The sequence below is a fragment of the Nocardia nova genome (assembly GCF_002933465.1).
Lineage (GTDB): Bacteria > Actinomycetota > Actinomycetes > Mycobacteriales > Mycobacteriaceae > Nocardia > Nocardia nova_B.
In genome coordinates this window covers 222,103-243,498 of the sequence record NZ_PSZE01000002.1, presented here as the reverse complement: position 1 = coordinate 243,498, position 21,396 = coordinate 222,103, and the positions used below count along the sequence as shown (strand labels likewise).

23 protein-coding genes are annotated in these 21,396 nt (G+C 68.8%); 15 read left to right on the top strand and 8 right to left on the bottom strand.

The features are described 5' to 3' along the window. Positions 1-251: 251 nt before the first annotated feature. A complete protein-coding gene (locus tag C5E41_RS03550; protein WP_181063078.1) occupies positions 252-1,928 on the bottom strand; it encodes a fumarate hydratase in 1,677 nt (558 codons plus the stop codon). A 251-nt stretch (positions 1,929-2,179) separates the two neighbouring features. Between C5E41_RS03550 and C5E41_RS03545 the strand changes: the two genes are divergently transcribed. The 6 genes from C5E41_RS03545 to C5E41_RS03520 all read left to right on the top strand — a co-directional run bounded on the left by C5E41_RS03545 (position 2,180) and on the right by C5E41_RS03520 (position 7,483). After that, positions 2,180-2,707 (top strand): MarR family winged helix-turn-helix transcriptional regulator, encoded by a 528-nt coding sequence (locus tag C5E41_RS03545; RefSeq protein WP_104374537.1) that lies wholly within the window; start codon positions 2,180-2,182, stop codon positions 2,705-2,707. A 152-nt stretch (positions 2,708-2,859) separates the two neighbouring features. Next, a complete protein-coding gene (locus C5E41_RS03540) occupies positions 2,860-3,753 on the top strand; it encodes an STAS domain-containing protein (RefSeq protein WP_030518330.1) in 894 nt (297 codons plus the stop codon). Positions 3,754-3,765: 12 nt separating this feature from the next. Continuing rightward, positions 3,766-4,140: an STAS domain-containing protein gene (locus tag C5E41_RS03535; protein ID WP_030518329.1), complete on the top strand. Its 375-nt coding sequence runs from the start codon at positions 3,766-3,768 to the stop codon at positions 4,138-4,140. Then, positions 4,140-4,556, top strand: coding sequence for an ATP-binding protein (locus tag C5E41_RS03530; protein ID WP_372464269.1), 417 nt, complete (start codon positions 4,140-4,142; stop codon positions 4,554-4,556). Before C5E41_RS03535 ends, C5E41_RS03530 begins: the two co-directional genes overlap by 1 nt. Further along, positions 4,549-5,181 (top strand): SpoIIE family protein phosphatase, encoded by a 633-nt coding sequence (locus C5E41_RS03525; protein WP_104374381.1) that lies wholly within the window; start codon positions 4,549-4,551, stop codon positions 5,179-5,181. The genes C5E41_RS03530 and C5E41_RS03525 overlap by 8 nt, the downstream gene beginning before the upstream one ends. Positions 5,182-5,221: 40 nt before the next feature. Then, positions 5,222-7,483, top strand: a complete 2,262-nt coding sequence (locus C5E41_RS03520) for a SpoIIE family protein phosphatase (protein WP_104374536.1) — start codon at positions 5,222-5,224, stop codon at positions 7,481-7,483. 65 nt (positions 7,484-7,548) lie between these two features. On the opposite strand, the gene C5E41_RS03515 is transcribed toward C5E41_RS03520, so the two are convergent. Then, the gene (locus tag C5E41_RS03515) at positions 7,549-8,445 is read right to left on the bottom strand and encodes a TetR family transcriptional regulator (RefSeq protein ID WP_104374380.1); all 897 of its coding nucleotides are present in this window, start codon (positions 8,443-8,445) and stop codon (positions 7,549-7,551) included. A 130-nt stretch (positions 8,446-8,575) separates the two neighbouring features. Between C5E41_RS03515 and C5E41_RS03510 the strand changes: the two genes are divergently transcribed. The 4 genes from C5E41_RS03510 (at position 8,576) to C5E41_RS03495 (ending at position 12,410) form a co-directional block, all read left to right on the top strand. Beyond that, positions 8,576-9,784, top strand: a complete 1,209-nt coding sequence (locus C5E41_RS03510; protein WP_104374379.1) for an acyl-CoA dehydrogenase family protein — start codon at positions 8,576-8,578, stop codon at positions 9,782-9,784. Then, entirely contained in the window at positions 9,781-10,803 is a 1,023-nt protein-coding gene (locus C5E41_RS03505) for a phosphotransferase family protein (protein ID WP_104374378.1), read from the top strand. The genes C5E41_RS03510 and C5E41_RS03505 overlap by 4 nt, the downstream gene beginning before the upstream one ends. After that, positions 10,800-11,546 carry an SDR family NAD(P)-dependent oxidoreductase gene (locus C5E41_RS03500; RefSeq protein ID WP_104374377.1) on the top strand — a complete coding sequence of 249 codons (747 nt, stop codon included), beginning with the start codon at positions 10,800-10,802 and terminating at the stop codon, positions 11,544-11,546. The genes C5E41_RS03505 and C5E41_RS03500 overlap by 4 nt, the downstream gene beginning before the upstream one ends. A gap of 525 nt (positions 11,547-12,071) precedes the next feature. After that, complete coding sequence (locus C5E41_RS03495; RefSeq protein ID WP_104374376.1) at positions 12,072-12,410, top strand: hypothetical protein; 339 nt, start codon at positions 12,072-12,074, stop codon at positions 12,408-12,410. A 4-nt stretch (positions 12,411-12,414) separates the two neighbouring features. Here C5E41_RS03495 and C5E41_RS03490 read toward each other — a convergent pair whose 3' ends face one another. Both C5E41_RS03490 and C5E41_RS03485 read right to left on the bottom strand, forming a co-directional pair. After that, positions 12,415-12,678: a DUF3618 domain-containing protein gene (locus C5E41_RS03490; protein ID WP_104374375.1), complete on the bottom strand. Its 264-nt coding sequence runs from the start codon at positions 12,676-12,678 to the stop codon at positions 12,415-12,417. Continuing rightward, entirely contained in the window at positions 12,675-13,088 is a 414-nt protein-coding gene (locus tag C5E41_RS03485; RefSeq protein ID WP_104374374.1) for a phage holin family protein, read from the bottom strand. The genes C5E41_RS03490 and C5E41_RS03485 overlap by 4 nt, the downstream gene beginning before the upstream one ends. A 280-nt stretch (positions 13,089-13,368) precedes the next feature. On the opposite strand from C5E41_RS03485, the gene C5E41_RS03480 reads away from it, so the two are divergent. Next, positions 13,369-13,707, top strand: a complete 339-nt coding sequence (locus C5E41_RS03480) for an STAS domain-containing protein (protein ID WP_104374535.1) — start codon at positions 13,369-13,371, stop codon at positions 13,705-13,707. A gap of 75 nt (positions 13,708-13,782) precedes the next feature. Here C5E41_RS03480 and C5E41_RS03475 read toward each other — a convergent pair whose 3' ends face one another. Continuing rightward, positions 13,783-14,820 (bottom strand): LLM class F420-dependent oxidoreductase, encoded by a 1,038-nt coding sequence (locus C5E41_RS03475; protein WP_104374534.1) that lies wholly within the window; start codon positions 14,818-14,820, stop codon positions 13,783-13,785. Between the two features lie 233 nt (positions 14,821-15,053). Here C5E41_RS03475 and C5E41_RS03470 point away from each other — a divergent pair, with 233 nt between their 5' ends. Both C5E41_RS03470 and C5E41_RS03465 read left to right on the top strand, forming a co-directional pair. Further along, positions 15,054-15,710, top strand: coding sequence for a cyclodeaminase/cyclohydrolase family protein (locus C5E41_RS03470; RefSeq protein ID WP_104374373.1), 657 nt, complete (start codon positions 15,054-15,056; stop codon positions 15,708-15,710). 149 nt (positions 15,711-15,859) lie between these two features. Continuing rightward, a complete protein-coding gene (locus C5E41_RS03465) occupies positions 15,860-16,591 on the top strand; it encodes a L,D-transpeptidase (RefSeq protein WP_308706118.1) in 732 nt (243 codons plus the stop codon). 16 nt (positions 16,592-16,607) lie between these two features. On the opposite strand, the gene C5E41_RS03460 is transcribed toward C5E41_RS03465, so the two are convergent. After that, on the bottom strand, positions 16,608-17,456 hold the full coding sequence (locus tag C5E41_RS03460) for a bifunctional 5,10-methylenetetrahydrofolate dehydrogenase/5,10-methenyltetrahydrofolate cyclohydrolase (protein WP_104374371.1): 849 nt from the start codon (positions 17,454-17,456) through the stop codon (positions 16,608-16,610). A gap of 180 nt (positions 17,457-17,636) precedes the next feature. Between C5E41_RS03460 and C5E41_RS03455 the strand changes: the two genes are divergently transcribed. Both C5E41_RS03455 and C5E41_RS03450 read left to right on the top strand, forming a co-directional pair. Continuing rightward, positions 17,637-18,509 carry a YdcF family protein gene (locus tag C5E41_RS03455; RefSeq protein WP_258081521.1) on the top strand — a complete coding sequence of 291 codons (873 nt, stop codon included), beginning with the start codon at positions 17,637-17,639 and terminating at the stop codon, positions 18,507-18,509. 45 nt (positions 18,510-18,554) lie between these two features. After that, positions 18,555-19,382, top strand: a complete 828-nt coding sequence (locus C5E41_RS03450; RefSeq protein WP_258080710.1) for a putative protein N(5)-glutamine methyltransferase — start codon at positions 18,555-18,557, stop codon at positions 19,380-19,382. Here C5E41_RS03450 and C5E41_RS03445 read toward each other — a convergent pair. Both C5E41_RS03445 and C5E41_RS03440 read right to left on the bottom strand, forming a co-directional pair. Next, positions 19,379-19,885 carry a hypothetical protein gene (locus C5E41_RS03445; protein ID WP_104374369.1) on the bottom strand — a complete coding sequence of 169 codons (507 nt, stop codon included), beginning with the start codon at positions 19,883-19,885 and terminating at the stop codon, positions 19,379-19,381. The two genes, C5E41_RS03450 and C5E41_RS03445, sit on opposite strands and share 4 nt — an antisense overlap. Before the next feature lies 1 nt (position 19,886). Beyond that, positions 19,887-21,287 carry a hypothetical protein gene (locus C5E41_RS03440; RefSeq protein ID WP_219823085.1) on the bottom strand — a complete coding sequence of 467 codons (1,401 nt, stop codon included), beginning with the start codon at positions 21,285-21,287 and terminating at the stop codon, positions 19,887-19,889. Positions 21,288-21,396 lie beyond the last annotated feature (109 nt).

The window sequence follows — 21,396 nt, the reverse complement described above, 5'->3', positions numbered from 1 at the left end:
GCGGGGGGACCCGGACAAGGGCGCCCTCTAGCCATTCCCTCGCGCCGCGCGGTGATCGGACCGCGCGGCGCCTTGTCGTGTAATCACCCTCCGCTGCGCGGCCCCGCGATCGCAGCCTCGACGATCGTTTCGAGCTCGGCGCCGATGCGAACAACCGGTCCGGCAACCAGGTGGCCGCTGCTGATCGATGGTCCCGCAAACCATCCGGACCGCGGCCCCGGGCCGCTACCGGCAGCGGCCCGGGACGACGCTCAGACCCGTTCCTTGGAGCGCGTCCGCACGCGCAGCGCGATCGGCTTCTGGGTTTCGGCGAAGAAGTCGTTGCCCTTGTCGTCGACCACGATGAAGGCCGGGAAATCTTCGACGTCGATCTTCCAGACCGCTTCCATACCGAGTTCCGGATATTCGAGGACCTCGACGTTCTTGATGCAGTCCAGGGCGAGGCGGGCGGCCGGGCCGCCGATGGAGCCGAGATAGAAGCCGCCGTGCTCCTTGCACGCCTTGGTCACCTGCGCCGAGCGGTTGCCCTTGGCGAGCATGACGAACGAACCGCCCGCGGCCTGGAACTGGTCGACGTAGGAGTCCATCCGGCCCGCGGTGGTGGGGCCGAACGAGCCCGACGCGTAGCCTTCGGGAGTCTTGGCGGGCCCGGCGTAGTAGACGGCCATATCGCGCAGATACTGCGGCATCGGCTCACCGGCGTCGAGGCGCTCCTTGATCTTGGCGTGCGCGATGTCGCGGGCCACGACCAGCGGACCGGTGAGCGACAGCCGGGTCTTCACCGGGTACTTCGACAGCTCGGCGCGGATCTCCGACATCGGCCGGTTGAGGTCGACCTTCACCACGTCGCCGCCGAGAATCTCGTCGGTCTGCTCCGGAAGGTATTGCGCCGGTTCGCGTTCCAGCTGCTCGAGGAAGACGCCCTCGGGGGTGATCTTGGCCAGCGCCTGGCGGTCGGCCGAACACGACACCGCGATCGCGACCGGGCAGCTCGCGCCGTGGCGCGGCAGGCGGATCACCCGCACGTCGTGGCAGAAGTACTTACCGCCGAATTGCGCGCCGATGCCGAAGGACTGGGTCAGCTTGAAGACCTCCTCCTCCAGTTCCAGGTCCCGGAAGCCGTGCGCGGCCATCGAACCCTCGGTCGGCATGGTGTCCAGATAGTGCGCGGAGGCGTATTTCGCTGTCTTCAAGGCGAATTCGGCGCTGGTGCCGCCGATGACCACGGCCAGGTGATACGGCGGGCAGGCGGCGGTGCCCAGCGACCGGATCTTCTCGTCGAGGAATTCCAGCATCCGGGTCGGGTTCAGGATGGCCTTGGTCTCCTGGTAGAGGAACGACTTGTTCGCCGAGCCGCCGCCCTTGGCCATGAACAGGAACTTGTACGCCGGATGCGTGGGATCGCCTGCGGTGGAATACAACTCGACCTGCGCCGGCAGGTTCGAGCCGGTATTCTTCTCGTCCCACATGGTGATCGGCGCCAGCTGCGAATACCGCAGGTTCAACTTGGTGTAGGCGTCGAACACACCGCGCGAGATCCATTCCGCGTCGTCGGCGCCGGTGAGCACGCCCTCGGACTTCTTGCCCATCACGATGGCGGTGCCGGTGTCCTGGCACATCGGCAGGATGCCGCCCGCGGAGATGTTGACGTTCTTGAGCAGGTCCAGCGCGACGAAGCGGTCGTTACCGGAGGATTCCGGATCGTCGATGATCTTGCGCAACTGCGCCAGGTGCGCCGGGCGCAGGTAGTGGCTGATGTCGTGCATCGCCTCGGCGGTCAGCATCCGCAGCACGTCGGGGTCGACCTGCAGGAACGTGCGTCCGCCCGCTTCGAATGTGCTGACACCCTCGGTGGTCAGCAACCGGTAGGGGGTCTCGTCGGCTCCGATGGGAAGCAGATCCGAATAGCGGAACTCAGGCGCGGTCACGAATCGCACTCCTTGTGTGTCTGCGGGTGCACTCGGCCGGCGGGAGAACCGCTCGCGGCCGAAACAACGCTCCGACTCTAATCAGCACCCCGCGTCACACGAAGGTCAGGCCAGCCTAATCTTCATTGCCGAGCACAAAGGTTGCACCTTCAATGCGGCGGGTGTAGGTGTCGATCCGATACCGCGACTTCGGGTATCGCCGACAGCGGGAAGGCAATACCATGACCCACGCAGAACCCTGGAGAGGAATCGTGACCGAACCCCGTTGGCTCGACGATCTCGAAACGCGTGCGTGGCTCGGCTTCGTCTTCACCCGTGATCTCATCGCCGCCGCCGTCGGCCGCGACTCCCTGCGCGTCTCGAATCTCACCTACGTCGAGTACACCGTGCTGGCACGGCTGGCCGACGCCACCGACCACCGGCGCAGCTTCGCCGAACTGGCCTCGGTGCTGGAATGGTCGCAGAGCCGGCTCTCCCACCAGATCACCCGCATGGAGAAGCGCGGGCTGGTCGCCCGCGAGGCCATCCCGGACGATGCCCGCCGCACCGCCGCCGTCCTCACCCCGAAGGGCGCGGAAGTGCTGGCCACGGCCGCTCCCGCCCATGTCGAGAGCGTGCGGCGGCATATGATCGACGTCCTCAACCGCGACCAGCTCGCCGCGCTCGCCGACATCTACGACACCCTGCTCACCCATCATCGCGCGCCGGACCCGGGCGTCGAGGCCTGCATCGACCACAGCGGCGCCGTGCCGCGCGAACCCAGTCCGCAGCCGGGCTGATGGGGTGGCCGAGCACACACCCCCGCGACATGTTTCGATTGTTCGCCAGCGGGTATCGAGTGAGACTAGGCTCGACTGCGGCTTCTCGACGGCAGCCACGTACGAGCGACCCCGACGAACCGACCTCCCTTAGGAAAGGGGCACGAGTTTTCATGTCCGACGTGTCCATCGGCCTCTCTCCGGATTCGATACCGGCAGGTCCGGTCGAGAATCTGCTGCCGCAACTGGTCGAGCACCTGCGCCAGAACCGCACTGAACTACGTGAGGAATGGGCACGTCGTATCGGGGATGCCGCACTGCTGACCGCGATGACCCCGGAGGAGATCTTCTCCGAGGCCACCTCCATCTACGACAACTACGTCGAGGCGCTCCAAACCGGTAGCGTCGAGGCGCTGCAGGCCTACGCCCGCGACCTGTCCGAACGCATCATCCCGCGAGGCGTCGAAACCGACGAGGTCGTCGGGATCGTGCTGCTGCTGCGAGATGTGCTCGCGCGCAGCCTGTTCGAGAAGTACCAGTCCGACTTCGAACTACTCAAGCGAGTGCTCGACGCCTACGAGCCCGCGGCCAACCGGATCGCCAACACCGTGGCCATCTCGTTCGTGCAGGAGCGCGAGCGCGTCATCCGCCAGCAGCAGGAAGCCATCCGCGAGCTGTCGACGCCGGTGCTGCAGGTGCGTGAGCAGCTGCTGATTCTGCCGATCATCGGCGTGCTGGACAGCCAGCGCGCCCGTCAGCTCACCGAACAGCTGCTGCGCGCGATCCGCGCCAACCGCGCCAAGGTGGTCGTCATCGACATCACCGGTGTTCCGATGATCGACTCCACGGTCGCCAACCACCTGGTACAGACCGTCGACGCGTCGAATCTGATGGGCGCCAACGTCATCATCACCGGCCTCTCGTCGGAGATCGCACTCGCGCTGGTCACCATCGGCCTCGATCTGACGAAGATGAACGCGGTCGGTGACCTACAGGGTGGTATCGAGGAAGCGGAGCGACTGCTCGGCTACGAGATCTCGAGACTCACCGACCGCGACGGACGGTAGTCAAGGCGCCTCATGCCGGTACCCATTCTGAAACAGGGCACCTACCTGATCGCGTCCGTGCAATCGGCTCTCACCGACGCCGATACCGAACGCCTGCAGGACGACTTGATGACCTACGTCAGCAAGTACCGTGCCCAGGGAATCATCGTCGACGTCACGGCCATCGACGTCATGGACTCCTTCGCCGCGCGCTCCCTGCGTACCATCGCGCACATGACCAAGCTGCGGGGGGCGGAGACGGTGATCGTCGGTCTGCAGCCCGAAGTGGCGTTCGCGATGGTCCAGCTTGGTCTGACCTTCGAAGGCATGCACACGGCTCTGGACCTCGAGGAGGGGCTGGCCTGGCTCAACAGACAGCTACCCAACGGCCGGCGAAGCGGTCGGTGATCGTGGCCTCCGACAACGTGGTGATAGCGGTGAAGGTGTCGGGCGACATCGTGACCGCGCGACAGGCAGGACGGGAGCTGGCCGCCGAGCTGGGTTTCACGTTGACCGACATCACCATGATCTCCACGGCCATCTCCGAAATCGCCCGCAATATCACGAGTTACGCCGGAACCGGTGAGATCCGGGTCGCGGTGCAGGAGCGCGACGGCCGGCGGGCCCTGGTCGTGCAGGCCCAGGACCAGGGGCCGGGAATCCGGGACATCCCCCGGGCGCTGGAGGACGGCTACTCCACCGGCCGCGGACTCGGGCTGGGGTTACCCGGCGCGCGACGGCTGATGGACGGATTGATCGTGGAGTCGGCACCCGGGCAGGGAACGCTGGTGGAGATGTGGAAGTGGGTACCCACCGGTGCATGAGGACGGATCCGTCGGCACTGTCGAATGGGCGGTGGCGGGCCGCGCACTGCCGGGCCAGCGCGTCTCCGGCGATCGGTCGGTGGTACTCGACGCCGGCGACGGTTCGGTGCTGTTCGCGGTCCTCGACGGGCTGGGGCATGGGGCCGCGGCCGCCGATGCCGCCGACCGGGCCGCGCAGGTACTCGCCGACAATCGCGCCGAACCGCTCGACGTGCTGATGGTGCTGTGCCATCGCGCGATGGCCGACACCCGGGGCGCGGCGGTCTCGCTGGTGCTGTTCACCGGTGACGACGAACTGCAGTGGCTCGGGGTCGGCAACGTCGAATCCCGCGTCGTCGCCATCGGCCCCGGCAAGCCCGCGGTCCGCGCGACGGCGCTGCTGACCGGCGGCATCGTCGGCTATCTGCTGCCTCCGAATCTGCAGACCCAGACCGTGGCGATCCGGCCCGGCGACGTGCTGGTGATGTCGACCGACGGCATCGTCAGCGATTTCGTCGACACCCTGGATCTGGCGCGGCCGACCTCCGATATCGCCGACGACATCCTGCGCCATTACGTCAAGGACACCGACGACGCGCTGGTTCTGACCGCGCGCCACCGCGGTCCGATCGCGGGTGCGTCGTGAGCCGGCCGGGCCGGCCGACGAGCGCACCACGGGTGCGGCCATGAGCGCGGTGCTGGCCGCGTTCCGCGAGGCGTATGCGAATGCGCTTCGGCTGCATATGGATTCACCCACCCAGAACACCCTCGCCGAAGGGTACGAACTCGGCCGGCGCGCACTCGTCGAGGGCGTGAGCATTCTGGATCTGACCGAGCACCACTTCCGGTTGCTCGACGAACAGGGCCTGATCGCCGGCCCCGCGGCGCAGGAGCCCGACGGTGATGCCGCCCAGCGCGCGCAGGCGGCGCTGGAGTTCCTGTTGCAGACTCTCGCCGCGCTCGATGTGGCCACCCGCGGCTTTCTCGACAGCACTCGCAGCTACGAATTGCAGCGCCTGCGGGCCGAGGATCTCGAGGGCCGCGACGCCTTCCGCACCGCACTGGTGGAGTCGCTGCAGGACGGCTTCTTCGTCGCCTCCGACGACGGAACCGTCACCGAGGTCAATTCGGCATTCGGCGCACTGACCGGGTACGGCCCCGACTCCGCCCCCTACCCGCTGCCGCATCCGTGGACCGACGACGATTCCTCGACGGAATATCCGGCGCTGGGCACCGAGGCCGCGCGGTTCGTGATGCCGGCCCGGCACCGCGACGGGCGCCGGGTGTGGCTGGCGGTCAGCACCTCCTCGTTGCGCAATCCGGAAGACGACGAGCGGCTCTTCGTGGGCACCATCCGCGATGTGACCGCCGAACACGACGCGCAGGCCCGCGACCAGGCGGTCTCGCGGCTGGCCACCGCCGTCGGCGCCGCTACCACGGTCGCCGAGGTGCTGTCGGTGGGTCTCGACGAACTGCGCCGGGCCATCGGCGCGGAAACCGCCGTAGTGTCGATGTGGGCGAATCGCCAGACCGCACCGCAAATGTACGTCTCGGGCCCGGTGGCCGGCGGCGACGCCGTCTCCCGGCAGGTGATCGACGCGCGGGCGCGGGCGCTGCTGGACCGGACCCGGATGCGGCCGCATCGCGCCATGTTCGCCATCCCCGAGGGCGCGGCGAGTTCCGAGGGCATCGTGGCGCCGCTGGGCGAAACCGGCGATGCCGCACTGTGGGTGCGCTTCGCCGCGCCGCGGGCGATCAGTTCCGGTGACTGGGCGCTGTGCTCGCTGCTGGTCGGCCATCTCAGCCTGGCGGTGCAGCGCGCTCGTAACTTCGATCAGGCGCGCTCGACCTCGCTGACGCTGCAGCGCGCCATGCTGGGTCCGATCGAACTGCCGCCCGGATTCGCGGTGCACTACGAACCGGCGCTGCCCCCGCTCGAGATCGGCGGCGATTGGTACGACGTGGTGCGGTTGCGCGACGGCACCCTGGGCATCGTGGTCGGCGACTGCGTCGGCCGCGGTCTGTCCGCGGCGGTGGTGATGGGCCAATTGCGCACCGCCGCACAGGCTCTGCTGCTGCGCGGCGCCGGGCCCGCACAGTTGCTGGCCGAACTGGATGCGGTGGCCGCCCGCATACCCGGCGCCATGTGCACGACGGTCTGCGCCGCCATCCTCGATCCGGGGCGCGGGCTGGTGCGGTACTCCAGCGCCGGGCATATGCCGCCCGTGGTGGCGGCGCCCGGGCACACCGGCCGACTGCTCGAAGGCGGTCGCGCGGTACCGCTGGCCACCTTCGACACCCCGAACCGGCCCGAGGCGACCACCGCGCTCGAACCCGGCTCGACGCTGGTGTTGTTCACCGACGGACTGGTCGAGCAGCGCGGTGTCGACATCGATATCCGGTTCGAACAGATCGCCGACGAATTGTCCGGCGCCGCAGCACATCTGCCGCGCGAGGTGGCCGACGCGGTGCTGTCGCGGCTGCGCCCCGAGGCGGGCTACGACGACGATATCGCGATGGTGGTCTACCGCCAGCCGCCCCGGCCACTACACCTGGACATACCCGCCGAACCCGCGCGGCTCTCGGGTGTGCGCCACGCGCTGACGTCGTGGCTGTCCGCGGCTGCCGTCGGTCACGACCTCGCGGCCGATCTGGTCGCCGCCGCCAACGAGGCCTGCACGAACAGCATTGAGCACGCCTATCCCCCGGGCACCCCCGGCAACGTGACACTTACCGCCGCCCATGTGCGCGGCGCGGTCTGCCTCGAGATCGTCGATACCGGGACGTGGCGGCCGCAGCCCGAGGATCCGGGCACCCGCGGACGCGGCCTGTCGATGATGCGCGCTCTCGCGGACGACGTGGAGATCGAGCAGAGCGATTCGGGCACACGGGTGCGGTTGACCGCGACATTGCCCCTGGTGACGTTCTCGGCGGCGAGCAGGGTCTGAGCAGGTCGATCCGCGGACAGTACGACCGTGGCCGACCGGTCCCTCGCCGATCACCTCGTGGCCGATCACCCCGTGGCACACACCGCGTTCCGCGTCTCGATACCCAGCAGACCGAGGGCGAAATCCGCGTACGCGGTGGCGATCTGCTCGGGAGTGGCGGGCCCTTCGAGCCGGAACCATTGCGGCAGTGACGTACACATCGTGGCGATGGCGCGCCCGGCGACACGCGCGTGGGCGGCAGTCAGGTTCGCCTCCGCCAGCGCGGCGTCGATGTCCTCGTCGAGCAGATACTGAATCTGGTTGCGGGAGACTACGATTCGAGCGCGATTGTCCGGTGTGAGGCTGCGCATCTCACTGGCGCCGATGAATGCCAGTTCGCGGCGATGGGTGTGGAGCAGGGCGAGCGCCTCGACCACGCGGATCAGGCGGTCGCGGCCACTGATCGCCTCGCCGCGCGCCGCCCGCACGCGCCAATGCAATTCGTCCATGGTGAGTTCGAGAGCGCGGACGAGAAGTTCCTGTTTGTCCCGGTAGTGGTGATAGACGCCGGGCACGCTCATCCCGGCGCGGTGGGCGATCGACCGCATGGTCGCGCCGTGATATCCGGTCTCGACGAAGGAGTCGATCGCGGCGGCCAAGACCGGATCGATGTCCAGCGGCGGGAATTCGCGCCAGGCGCGGGCGGTGTTCCCCTCGGAAACGCCTGCCGTTCGTGCGCGCGGGCGTGGCGGCAGCGGCGCTGGAGCTTCGCCGATCAGCCGCGCGACGGTGGTGTCGAGCGCCGCGGCCAGGGCACGCAGCCGGGCGATCGAGACGCCGGTCTTGTCGTTCTCGACCGCGCTGAGCGTGGCCGGACTGACGCCGATCCGTTCCGCTGTCGCGCGCAACGACAGCCCGGCAGCGGTTCTCGCCTGCCGCACCCGGCTGCCCACACCATGTCGATCTCGCTCGGCGCCATTCATGATGTTCAGGGTATCTGAACAGTGGAGCGAGCGCGTAACACCGAATTGACAGGCCTTATCACGACATGCAACTGTACATGACAGGTGATCGCCGAGCGATCGTTCGGCGACTGAGATCGAGGAGTGGACCGTGGCGATCGAGCTGTCCCTTCCGCCCGAGGTACACGAACTGGCCGAACGTACCCGCGCCTTCGTCCGCGACCGGGTGCTGCCGCTCGAGGATGCGCACGACGGCGACATCGCCGCGGCCGGTGGCGACGCGTTCCGCGTCGAAATACAGCAAGCCGCCCGCGAGGCAGGTGTGTTCGCGCCGCACGCGCCGATCGAATACGGCGGCCACGGCCTCGGCATGTCGGATCGCGCGCCCGTATTCGAGGAGGCCGGCTATTCACTGTTCGGCCCGACGGCGCTGAATATCGCCGCCCCCGACGAGGGCAATGTGCACATGCTCGCGCATATCGCGAACCCGGAACAGAAACAGCAGTACCTCGCGCCACTCGCGCACGGCGACGTGCGGTCCGCCTTCGCGATGACCGAACCGGCGCCCGGCGCGGGCTCCGATCCGTCCGCGCTGGCCACCCGCGCGGTCCGCGCCGACGGCGGATGGCGAATCAACGGCCGCAAATGGTTCATCACCGGCGCCGACGGCGCGGGCTTCTTCATCATCATGGCCCGTACCTCGGGCGAACCGGGCCAGCGCGGCGGCGCGACCTTGTTCGTGGCGCCGGCCGAGACTCCCGGCATCCGGGTCGGGCGCCATCTCGACACGCTGGATCGCTCGATGGTCGGCGGGCACTGTGAGGTGTTCTTCGAGGATCTGCTGGTTCCCGAGGCGGCCGTCCTCGGCGAGGTCGACCGCGGCTTCGAATACGCCCAGGTCCGTCTCGGCCCGGCCCGCATGACGCATGTGATGCGCTGGCTCGGCGCCGCCCGCCGCGGACACGACGTCGCGGTCGCGCATGTGGCCCGGCGCGAGGGCTTCGGCTCGCGACTGGGCGACCTCGGCATGGTGCAGAAGATGATCGCCGACAACGAGATCGATATCGCCGCCACCCGCGCCCTGCTGACCCGCGCGTGCTGGGAACTCGACCGCGGCGAGCCGGCCGCCGACGCCACCTCGATCGCGAAAACCTACGCGGCCGAGGCCATTTTCCGGATCATCGACCGCAGTATGCAGATGTGCGGCGGCCTCGGTGTGTCCGGTGATCTCCCGCTGGCGCGGCTGTCGCGTGAAGTGCGGCCCTTCCGCATCTACGACGGTCCGTCCGAGGTCCATCGGTGGGCGATCGCCAAACGTGCGGTCGGCGCCGCGAAGCGGGCATTGCGAGCAGCCGAATGAGCCTGCCTGGAATGGATGTCGCCGCGCTCGAGCGGTTCCTGCGCGAGCAGGGCGTCGACGTGCGCGGTGAGCTGCGGGTGGAACTGATCAGCGGCGGCCGTTCGAATCTGACCTTCATCGCCTCCGACGAGGCGTCACGGTGGGTGGTGCGCCGCCCGCCGGTCGCGGGCCTCACCCCGTCCGCGCACGATATGGCCCGCGAGTTCACGGTGGCCCACGCCCTGCGCGAATCGGCTGTGCCCGTGGCGAAGACGGTCGCCTTCGACGCCGACGGCGCTACGCTCGGCGCGCCCATGACCGTCGTGGAATTCGTCGACGGCACCGTAGTCCGCGATCAGGACGATCTCGCCGCCCTCACCGACATTCAGATCGACGCCGCCGTCGATGAACTGGTGCGAGTACTGGCCGAGCTGCATGCCGTGGATCCGAACGCGGTCGGACTGGGGAAGTTCGGTCGCCCGGACGGATTCGTCGCCCGGCAGGTGAATCTGTGGGCCTCGCAGTGGGAACGGGTGAAGACCCGCGAACTCCCCGACGTCGCGGCCCTGCACACCGCGCTGGCCGAAGCGGTGCCCGACCGGTCGGCGGCCTCGATCGTGCACGGCGACTTCCGGATCGACAACACCATTCTCGATGCGCGCGATCCCGGGCGGGTCCGCGCCGTCGTCGACTGGGAGCTGTCCACCCTCGGCGATCCGCTGACCGATGTGGCGTTGATGTGCGTGTATCGGGCACCGATCTTCGATCTGGTGCTCGGTTTGCCGGCCGCGTGGACCAGCGACCGTATGCCCGGCGCCGACGATCTCGCCCAGGCGTATGCCCTTGCGTCGGGCCGCGATCTCCGGGACTGGGGTTTCTATCTCGCATTGGCCAATTTCAAGCTCGGCGTCATCGGCGAAGGCATCACCCACCGCGCGCTGCGGGGCTCGGACGCGGGCTCCGCCGCCGAACGCGCGGCCGAGGCGACACCGGAATTCATGGCCGCCGGGTTGCGCGCACTGAAGCGAGTCCGGAAGTGACCGGAAATCGGAAGTCCGCCCTGATCAGCGGGGCGTCTCGCGGCATCGGGCTCGGCATCGCGAACAGGCTTGCCGAACAAGGCTATGCGCTCACCGTCACCGCCCGTGACGCCGCTCGCCTCGACGAGGTCGCAGCACAACTGCGGTCGGCCGGCGCCACCGACGTCGTTGCCGTGGCCGCCGATATGTCCGACACCGACGGCGTCGAGCGGGTGCTGGCCGAGCATGCGAACCGATTCGGCACCCTGTCGGCGCTGATCCTCAACGCGGGGGTCGGCACCGCCGGTCCGGTCGCCGACACGTCCATGCGGCGCTTCGACAAAACCCTCGCGGTCAATCTGCGTGCGCCGCTGCAACTCATCCAGGGCGCGCTGCCGATGCTGCGCGCCGCCGCCGCGGCCGCGCCCGATCGCGGCGCGAAAGTGATTGCCCTGTCGTCTATCACAGGCGTCTACGCCGAAGCCGGACTCGCGGTCTACGGCGCGGCCAAGGCGGCACTCATCTCCCTGATCGCCACCCTCAACGCCGAGGAATCGGGTAACGGCATCAGCGCCACCACCCTCGCCCCCGGCTATGTCGACACCGATATGAGCGCCTGGGTCCACGACCGCATCCCGCCGGAGCAGATGCTGGCCGTCAGCGACATCGTCGAAATGGTCGATGCCCTGCTGCGCTTGTCGTCGCGAGCGGTGGTCCACAACATCGTCTTGTCCCGCGCGGGGACCGACGCCTACCGCGCATAGCGACCTCGGTGCCGCCGGATGCCGGTCCGGCGGCAGAATCCGCCGTAGAACCCCGAATCGGCGGACAGCTGCCGAACATCCACCACTTCCCACGGTTTGCCGAAAATTTGCTGCTGCCCGCATCACCCAGATCGTCACCGACCTTCGGGAATCTCGGCATTCCGCCGAGCAACGCACCGGCACTCACGCCTCAGACGCGGGACTCCCTTCGGCCCGGAGCGGACACGATGCGGCGATGTAGGTGACCTCATCGCCCTCCCCGAGGCGCCACAGCAGACATCAAGATCATCCTAAAACCCAAGCTGACGTCGGCAGATCCTCCGTCGCACCCAGCAAACAGAACCGGACGAGCGCCCCTGGCAACCCCCGGACACGGGTTTGCCCGCCTCTGCGATCGGGAAATATCGTCCGAGATTGCTAGGTATTCGCGGTCCTGTCCGCGAGAGGTACAGCGGCGGAACGAACCGGCGTGCGGACACCAGGCCGCCGGTGGTTCCGATTGCGGACGACGCGAGGAGGAATGCCATGAGTTTTCTGGCCCTCGGCTTTCTGCGCACAGACGTATCGCTCCTGCACCAGGAGTGGGATACGGCGCAGATCCGTTGTCTGGCAAGACGTTTGGGCTACACACTCTCGCAGACGGTCGCCTTCGGTGATCGTACCGACGACCCGGTGCAGTTCCTGATCGGCGCGGCGATCACTCATGATGCCGAAGCGGTGATCGTGCCCAGTCTCGAGCACTTCCCCGACGGCCTCGTGCCCGCCGAACTCGTCGAGGTCACCGATGTGATCACCGTCAGGCCGGAGCGCACCTACGCACGCTGGCCCCTCGGGGAGCCGCCCGGCGCCGGCGGTGCGAACTGACTCGTCACGACCGCTTGCGCCGCACCAGCCAGATCGCGGCCACCGCGCCCGCCGCCGTGACGCCGATCGCCGGTAGCGGGATCTGCTTGACGACCTGTGCGGCCCGGTCCGCATTGTCCTGAGCGGACCGGGCACCGCGGTGCAGCCGCTCGCGGGTGCGACCGGGCACGTCGAGCTTGTCGCTCAGCGCCTGCACCGTTCGGCCCAGTTCCTCGCGCGTCAGATCCCGGTCGCAGCGCAACGCCTCCGGATCGGAAGGGATGTTCATCGCCGAGTCCTCTCCTTGATGACGGCCACATCTTCCCGGACATTCGCGGCGGCCTGCTCGGGCATCGGCGGACTCCCCTTACGGATGCTCGTCCGCCCGAGCAGACCGAAGACGCCGGCGACCACGGCCAGCGCGCCGGCCACTATCAACGCGGACGCCCACGCGGGCAACACCACCGCCAGCCCCATGATCGCCGCCGCGACCAGCGCACCGATCACCGCCAGCCCCAGCACGGCGGCGGCACCGACGAGTCCGGCGCCGGTTCCCAGGCGTTTGGCCTTGCCCTGCGCCTCGACGACGGCGAGTTTCGCCTCCGCACGGACCAGCCGGCTCAGTTGCTCCGTGGTGGTGCCGACCAATTCGGCCACCGACGCCGTCTCCGGCGCTCGGCCGTTCTCGATATGCGCCATCACCAACCACTCCTCCGGGCGCCGATCGAATCGGGCGACCTCGCTCCGCCCGCGAGCGAACCGCCTCTCCGGTTGTGCTCGCGATACCCGGGAAATCCGCGACGACACCTCCGCCGGTGCGCACGGGCGAGGGATTTCGCGCGCGTCGCGCGGTTAACTCCGCGGTTAACTCCTTGCGCCGGAAGGCAATTGCCCGGCCGGAGCGAGCCTCGGGTACCCAGCAGGTAGATTGACAACCGTGACCAATACTTCCGGAGACGCGTATCCCCTCGCCGACGCGATGACCACCTCGGTCAGCGTGCACGACGATGCGACCGTGCTCACGGTGGCCGGCGAGGTGGACTTGGCGACCGCGCCCGCACTGGAGAGTGCGATCGAGGCGACCCTCGGCGGTAGACCCGCGGCGCTGATCATCGACCTGTTGCAGGTGAGTTTCCTGGCCTCGGCCGGTATGGCCGCCCTGGTGGCCGCCCATCAGCGGGCCGGCTCCGCGACGAGCATCGTCCTGGTCGCCGAGGGACCGGCCACCAGCAGACAGCTCAAACTGACCAATCTCGATCAGGTATTCGCCCTGCACCCCACCCTCGACGCCGCGCTCGCGGCGCTGCACCAGGGCTGAGCCGGCAGGGACCGACCGGACAGAGACCGACCGGACACGGCCGGCAGCCCGGAAGCGGACTGCCGGCCACGCCGATCAGACCAGCTCGCGCAGCTGTTCGATCAGCTTCACCCGTTCCGGCGCGGTCGCGGCCAGCGGCATCACGTTCAGCACCGTGACCCCGGCCTCCCGGAACGCCGCCACCCGCTCCTTGACGAAGCCCGCCGAACCGATCAGCGAGATGTCACGCACCAGAGCGTCGGGCACGACTTTGGCGGCCTCGTCCTTCTTGCCGGCCAGATACAGCTCCTGAATGCGGTCGGCCTCGGCGCCGTAGCCGTACTGCGTGGCCAGCGAGTGGTAGAAGTTCTTGCTCTTGGCGCCCATGCCGCCGATGTAGAGCGCCAGATGCGGCTTGACGAACTCCCGCAGCGGCTCCACGTTGTCGCCGATCGCGAGCGCCGGGCCAGCGTAGACGTCGAGGTCGCCGAGTTCCGGATCGCGTTTCGCCTTTCCGGCGGCCAGCGCCTCGCCCCACACGTCACGGGCCTTCTCCGGCAGGAAGAAGATCGGCTGCCAGCCCTCGGCCAGTTCGGCGGCCAGCTGCACGTTCTTCGGGCCGAGCGCGGCCAGCAGCACCGGGATGCGGTCGCGTACCGGGTGGTTGATCAGCTTCAGCGGTTTGCCCAGTCCGGTGCCGCGTTCGGCGGGCAGCGGGATCGTGTAGTACTTGCCCCGGTATTCCAGGCGCTCGCGCCGCCATACCTTGCGGCAGATCTCCACGACCTCTCGGGTGCGACCGATCGGCGCGTCGTAGGGCACGCCGTGGAACCCCTCGATGACCTGCGGTCCCGAGGCGCCCAGACCGAGGACGTAGCGGCCGTCGGAGACGTAGTCCAGACCCGCCGCGGTCATCGCGGTGAGCGTGGGCGTGCGGGTGTAGAGCTGCAGAATGCCCGAGGCCAGCTGCACCCGTTCGGTCTTGGCCGCCAGATATCCCAGTCCGCTCACCGCGTCGTAGGAGTAGGCCTCGGGCACGAAGACGATGTCCAGGCCGGCCCGTTCCAGATCGGCGACCTCGGCCACGACCTCTTTGAAGCCCCCCGCATAGTTGATGCCCAACCCGATCCGCATCGTATGCAACTCCATTCATATGCAACCAGTTGCAGTGAGGTTACCGCACTGCACCACCCGGCACAAACCGCGATCCGCGATCGCGGCCGGGGGTGGCCTCGGGTTCCATCCTCCACACCGCCCGCACGCCGTCCGCGACAGGGCGGTGCGGCCCGGTCGATGATCGGGCGCGCGGCCCGGTACGGTTATCGGCGTACCGCACACCGATTCCTCGAAACGGGAGGCCCCGCAGCATGTCTCAGGACACCGCATCGTCGCCGGACACCACGACGTTCGGAGAGTCGACGATCGGCCGCTACCTGGACGATCTCGCCGCCAAGATCCCCGCGCCCGGCGGCGGTGCGGTCGCGGCGCTGCACGCCGCCCAGGGAGCTGCCCTGGTGGCGATGGTGGCCCGTTACACCACCCGCGCCAAGGACGCCGACAACCGCCCGGCGATCGATCGGATCATCGCGGCGGCCGACGCCGCCCGTGAGCGCGCGCTGGCCCTGGCCGACGCCGACGCCACCGCCTTCACCGCGGTCGGCGCGGCTTACAAACTGCCCAAAGACACCGACGAGCAGGTCGCGGCCCGCAAGGACGCGATCGCCTCGGCACTGCTGCAGGCCGCGCGAGTGCCGGCCGCAGTGGTCGCCGAAGCCGACGAGGTGCTCTCACTGGCCGCGGATCTGCTGCCGATCGGCAATCCGAACGTGGTCACCGACATCGGCGCCGCCGCCGACGCCACGCGGGCCGCAGCTGCCAGTTCACAGTTGAATATCGCCATCAACGTCGGCTCGCTCGGCGACCACGAGGCCGAGGAGTTCGCGCCCGCGCTGCAGCGCATCGAGGAGATCTTCGCGCGCGCGGATGCGCTGCACACGGACGTTCTCGCGGCCGTCGTCGGCTGATCGCATTACCACACCCCTCGGCTACATCTTGTTTGCCACACCGTAACTGTCGTTACGAAGCAAAAACTATTCCGGCGACCATGATCATCCGGAATTAGGATCGAGGTCCTGATCCACACACCACCTGAGGGGGTGGAGCCATGAGGAATATGATGCGTCATGTATTCCTGGCGACAGTCATAGCAGTACTGGCCGCAGTCACCACGGGCACCGCGGCAGCGGTCCTGGTGACACCGCAGACCACATCCGTGGCCTCGATTTCACCGAGCAACGGCGCCGTCGTCGGAATCGCCCATCCGGTCACCGTCCGGTTCACCGCACCCGTCACCGATCGCGCCCGCGCCGAACGATCCGTGCACGTCGGCGCCCAGGCCGGGAGGTTCTCCTGGACCAACGACAGGGAACTGGTCTGGAACTCCACCGGATACCTGCCGGCCGACGCGCGATTCACCGTGACCGCCGGCAACGCTCGATCCGAATTCCGAACCGACGGCGGGACCAGCGCCGATGCCGATATGTCGGCACATACGTTCACCGTGTTCATTCCCGGGCAGGCGCCACGGGTCATGCCCGCCTCGATGGGGAAGCCCGGGCGCGAGACCCCGGTGGGCACCTTCCCCGTGATGGAGAAGGACCGCACCATCATCTTCGACTCGCGCACCATCGGCATTCCGCTCGACGATCCGGAGGGCTACTACCTGACCGGCGAGTTCGCCGAACGGCTCACCTCGGGCGGCGTCTTCGTGCATTCGGCGCCGTGGTCGGTCGGGCAGCAGGGCAATTCGAATGTCAGCCACGGCTGCATCAACCTGGCCCCCGCCGATGCCGAGTGGTACTACGACAACGTGAGTGTGGGCGATCCGGTGACCACCCACTGGTGACCAACGCGCCTGGTGATCAACGCGCCGCTTCGGCCGCCTCCACCACGTGCCGCATCAGCAGCGCGGTGGTGACGGGTCCGACACCGCCGGGAACCGGACTCAGCGCGGCCGCCCGGCCCTGGACCGAAGCGGCGTCCACATCGCCGACGATGCCACCGTCGGAACCCTCGTTCGTACCCACGTCGATGACCACCGCGCCCTCGCGCACGTGGTCGCCACCGATCAACCCGGCCCGCCCGGCTGCCGCGACCACGATGTCGGCGGCCGAGGTGACCGCCGGCAGGTCCGTGGTGCGCGAATGGCACACCGTCACCGTCGCATTCTCGGCCAGCAGCAGCTGTGCCAGAGGTTTGCCCACCACGTTCGAACGGCCGACGACCGCGACGTGCCGGCCCGCCAGTGGGATGTCGTGATGTTTGGCCAACTCCACCACCGCCTGTGAGGTGGCGGGCGGGAATCCGGGCAGTCCGGCGGCGAGCAGTCCCAGCGACAGCGGGCTGACGCCGTCGACATCCTTGGCCGCGGCGATGGCCGCGCTGACGTCGTTCAGTTCGACACCTGCGGGCAGCGGCGTCTGCAGCATCACCGCGTGCACCGCCGGGTCCTCGCTGAGCTTTGCCAGCGCCTCGCGAATCTCCGCGGCACTTGCCTGCGCGCCGAGATCGGTTGTCTCGCAGTCGATTCCGAGGCGACCTGCCGCGCGTTGCAGCGAATTGACATACCACCCGCTGGCCGGATCGTCGTTGGCCACCACCAGCACCAGGCGGGGGGCAGCCCCGGATTCAGCCTGTGCGGCGGCGCGATTCTTCGTCTCGGCGTTGAGGTCGGCGGCGAGTTGTTTGCCGGTCAGCGAAATGGTGTCCACCCGGCCACCTTATCGGTCCGCGCACCTGCGCCGACGTCCGCCGCCGCCTCAGCGAATGCCGACTCGAGCGGTGGTAAATCCGGGGCCCTCGCCGATTCGGCCCGTATGGTGGGCACGGCTGTGCCAATGCCCCACCCCACCCACGCGGGATACCGCTCGCCCGGAAAGGTGTCGACTGCAGTGAACATCGCCAGACGTGTGAAACATCTTCTCATCGCGGCCTCGGCGGCCGCGCTGCTGGCCGGACCACTCACCGCGACGGCCACCGCCGCCGACGGACCGGCGCCGCTGTACAACTCGGCTCAGGAGAACTTCGTCAATGGCAACGATGCCGCGGGTCTGGCCGATCTGCGCTCGCTGCTGGACAACACACCCGACGACGCGCAGGCGCTGGCCCTGCAAGGTATCTGGTCGGACTACACCGGCGATCTGCTCACGCGCGAAGCCGCGTTCAACCGGCTGGCCGCCATCGACCCCGGCATGGCCCAGGGGGCCCGCAATCTCATCGGTGCCATCGGCGCGGCCGTGGGCACCCTGCCCAATCCGCTCCCGGCGCTGGTCGGTCCGCAGACCGGCATCGTGGTGCTCGGCTACGGCCTGCTGCCCGACGGCAGCCTGCGTCCCGAACTGGTCAACCGGCTCACCGCCGCGTGGTTGCAGGCGATCGCGGCGCCGATGTCGCCGATCGTGGTGACCGGCGGCAACCCGCAGAACGGAGTACCCGAAGCCGCCGCGATGGCGGGCTGGCTGATCGGCCACGGCATTCCGGCCTCCCGCGTGCTGGTCGAGGACCGCGCCAATTCGACCGTGCAGAACGCGCTGTTCAGCACCCGGATGCTTCAGGACGCCGGAGCGACCAGCGCGGTCGTGGTGACCTCACCGAACCACATCCGCCGCGCGGTGGCCGATTTCATCGTCGCCGGCACCCGCGTGGTCGGGGCGACGACCTCGCTGGATCAGCTGGTGTCGCAGCTGCCGCCGCCGAGCAAGGCCGCGCAGCGCGGCATCTATCTCGACGCGACCCGCACCTTCCTGCTGCCGTCGACTCGCTGATCGGCGCACGGAAATTGTGTTTGACGCGGCACCGACAATGGTGGGGTGATCGACCCCGAATCCGACGAGTCCGCCACCGATACGATCGTGGCCGACCTGCGCCGTGCCGGATGCGTCTTCGCCGAGGAGGAAGCGGCCCTGCTCCGGCAGGCCGCCTCCTCCCCCGGCCAGCTCTCCGCACTCGTCGCACGCCGCGTCGACGGCATACCGCTCGAATATCTCCTGGGCTGGGCCGACTTTCGCGGTGTGCGGGTGGCGCTCGACCCCAGCGTGTTCGTACCGCGGCAACGCACCGCGTTCCTGATCGACGAGGCCCTCGAACGCACCGCCGCCCGATCGGGCGATCGGCGCACCGTCGTCGACATGTGTTGTGGCTCGGGCGCGTTGGGCCTGGCCGCGACGACCGCGTTGCGCGCCGGCGGGGTGGACGTCGAACTGGTCGCCGCCGATATCGACACCGCCGCGGTGGCGTGCGCGCGGCGCAATCTGGAACCGCTGGGCGCGCGGGTCTTTCAGGGTGACCTGTTCGCCGCTCTGCCCGGCGAACTGATCGGGCGCGTGGATCTGATCCTGGCCAACACCCCGTATGTGCCGACCGCGATGATCGCCCGGATGCCGCCGGAAGCCCGCGACCACGAACCCCGCACCGCCCTCGACGGCGGCGCCGACGGACTCGACGTGCTGCGCCGCGTGGCCGATGCCGCCGGGCGGTGGCTGACGATCGGCGGGTGGGTGCTGGTCGAGATCGGCACCGGCCAGATCGATACCGCCACAGCGATCGTCGCGGCCGCCGGGCTGCGCCCCGCGATCGCGGAATCGTCCGACTACGGCGCGACGGTGGTATGTGGAACCCGGATGAGCGCCGGGAGCTAGCTGCCGATGCCGCGGCGGAGGTCGTCGGCCGTGCGCAACCGCTCCCGTACCCCCGCCAGATCGGCCTCGAGCGCGCGGAGATCCGGTTGTGTTGCCGCCGTGGCATAGTCGGCGACTCCCGCCTCGACCGCCGCGACCGCGCGGTCGGCCTGCGCCAGCTGTGCCGTCCGCGCGCCGGAATGCAGCATCGAGATCGCGACCAGGTGGTCGTCGAGAGCCAGTGCCGACTGTTCCAGATCCGCGCGCAGGGTGACCGTTGCCGCCGTGTCGTACGCCGTCACCGCGCGCAACGCCGTCATCGCATCGCGCAGGCGGCGGTGCAGGCGGGCCTCGGGGTCGTGTGAACGCGCCCAGGCGGAGGGTGCGCGGGTGGCCGTACCCGGTACCACCTGGTTCTCGGCGGCGATGCGGCGGCGCTGATGGGCCAGGGCCACCGCCCCGATCGCGACGATCCCGCCCACGATCACCACGAGGGCGAGCACGAGCAGTAGCAGCACGAACATGTCAGCTCCCGTGGTGGACGACGGTGGTGTGGCCGGTGCTGTGATGGTGGGTTCCGCCGCCGTGCCACATCGACAGTGCGACCACCGCGCCGATGATCAGCAGCGTGACGACTGTCACGAACGCGGCGAGTTTGCCCTTGCTCCACGGCCGCTGCCCGATGACCTCACCGGTCAAGCCGTTGATGTAGACCCGGAACGGGGTGTTCGCGTAGACCACGGTCAACAGCCAGATCGGCAGCAGAATGTGCTTGTACGCCAGCGAGTTCCAGGTCGAGCGCAGGTCGTGGATGTGCTGGCGGTCGCCGCCGATGTCCTCGCGCACGGTCTGCTCGATGGCCTGTTCCATCCGCGTCCGGGCGACCGGGAACATCTCCTCGGCGTCGCGATCGTAGGTGCGGGCCAGGTGGCCGGCAACATACTCGGGCGAATAACCGGTGGCCTCCGCGACCGGCCAGGGTTCGAGTTCGGCGACGCGGGCGCTGTCGTCGATGTCGTTGGCGAGAATCGGCAGATCGTCGAAGCGGTTACCGACCTCTCCCATCACCGGATACCAGCGAATTTCGGTGCGGCTCTTCAGTTCTCCGTCGTCCCAGTACCGCTCCGTGTACTCGTCGCCGCGTTCGCCCCGATACCATGTGTGCACGTCGGCGTCGTAGGTGAAGTAGGCGTGGTAGACGCTCGCCAGCGAACCGAGCCGCTTGTAGTTCTTGAACGCGGTCGGGGCGAACCACCGCCCCGCGATCCACTTCTCGACGCGTTCACGCGCCGCCTTCTCGTCGATGCGGAACGGGAGCACTCCGTCTACCGGTAGCCGGGCCGGAGCGTTGTGCACGTCGTCGCGTTGGATCGGCGTGGCGCAGTAGGGACAGCGCGTCGCGGTCAGGCTGCCGACGAATGTGGTTGTGCCACCGCAATTCTGACACTTCACCTCGCGATCCCCGGTGACCTGCGGCCCCGCGGTCACGGCCTGCAGCGCGCGCAACTCCCCCATCGCCTGCCGCAGATCCCGCGCGACGACCGGTGCCCGCGGCGCCGAGAGCGGCGAGTAGTTTCCGCAACTGGGACACCGCAACTGCTGCGAGGCGATGTCGAACACCAGCTGGCCGCCACAGGCCGGACACGGATAGGTCCGGGTGAGCTCGGTCCGGTGCAGCATCGCCGGATCCGCCGAACTCTCCGGCGCCGCGGGGAATTGCGGGGTGCCACCGGGACCGGCGGGCGCGGTGCCGAAGCCACCGGACGGCGAGCCCGGAGGCGCGATACCCGCCGGCGTATGATTCGCGGCCGAATAGGGCGAGGGACCGCCCGCGCCCGGCCCGTGATGGGCCACCGCCGGTGTCCCGGGAGGGCCTGCGGCGGGAGCCGGGTATCCGGCGCTCGCACCCAGCGGTGGGGGCGCCATGCCCCGCGGTTCGCGGAAGGCATTCGGTGGCGGCGGCGCCGGACGGTGTGGCGTGGCCGCCGGCTCACCGTAACCACTCGGCACGGGTGGCGGCGTCGGCGACGGGTTC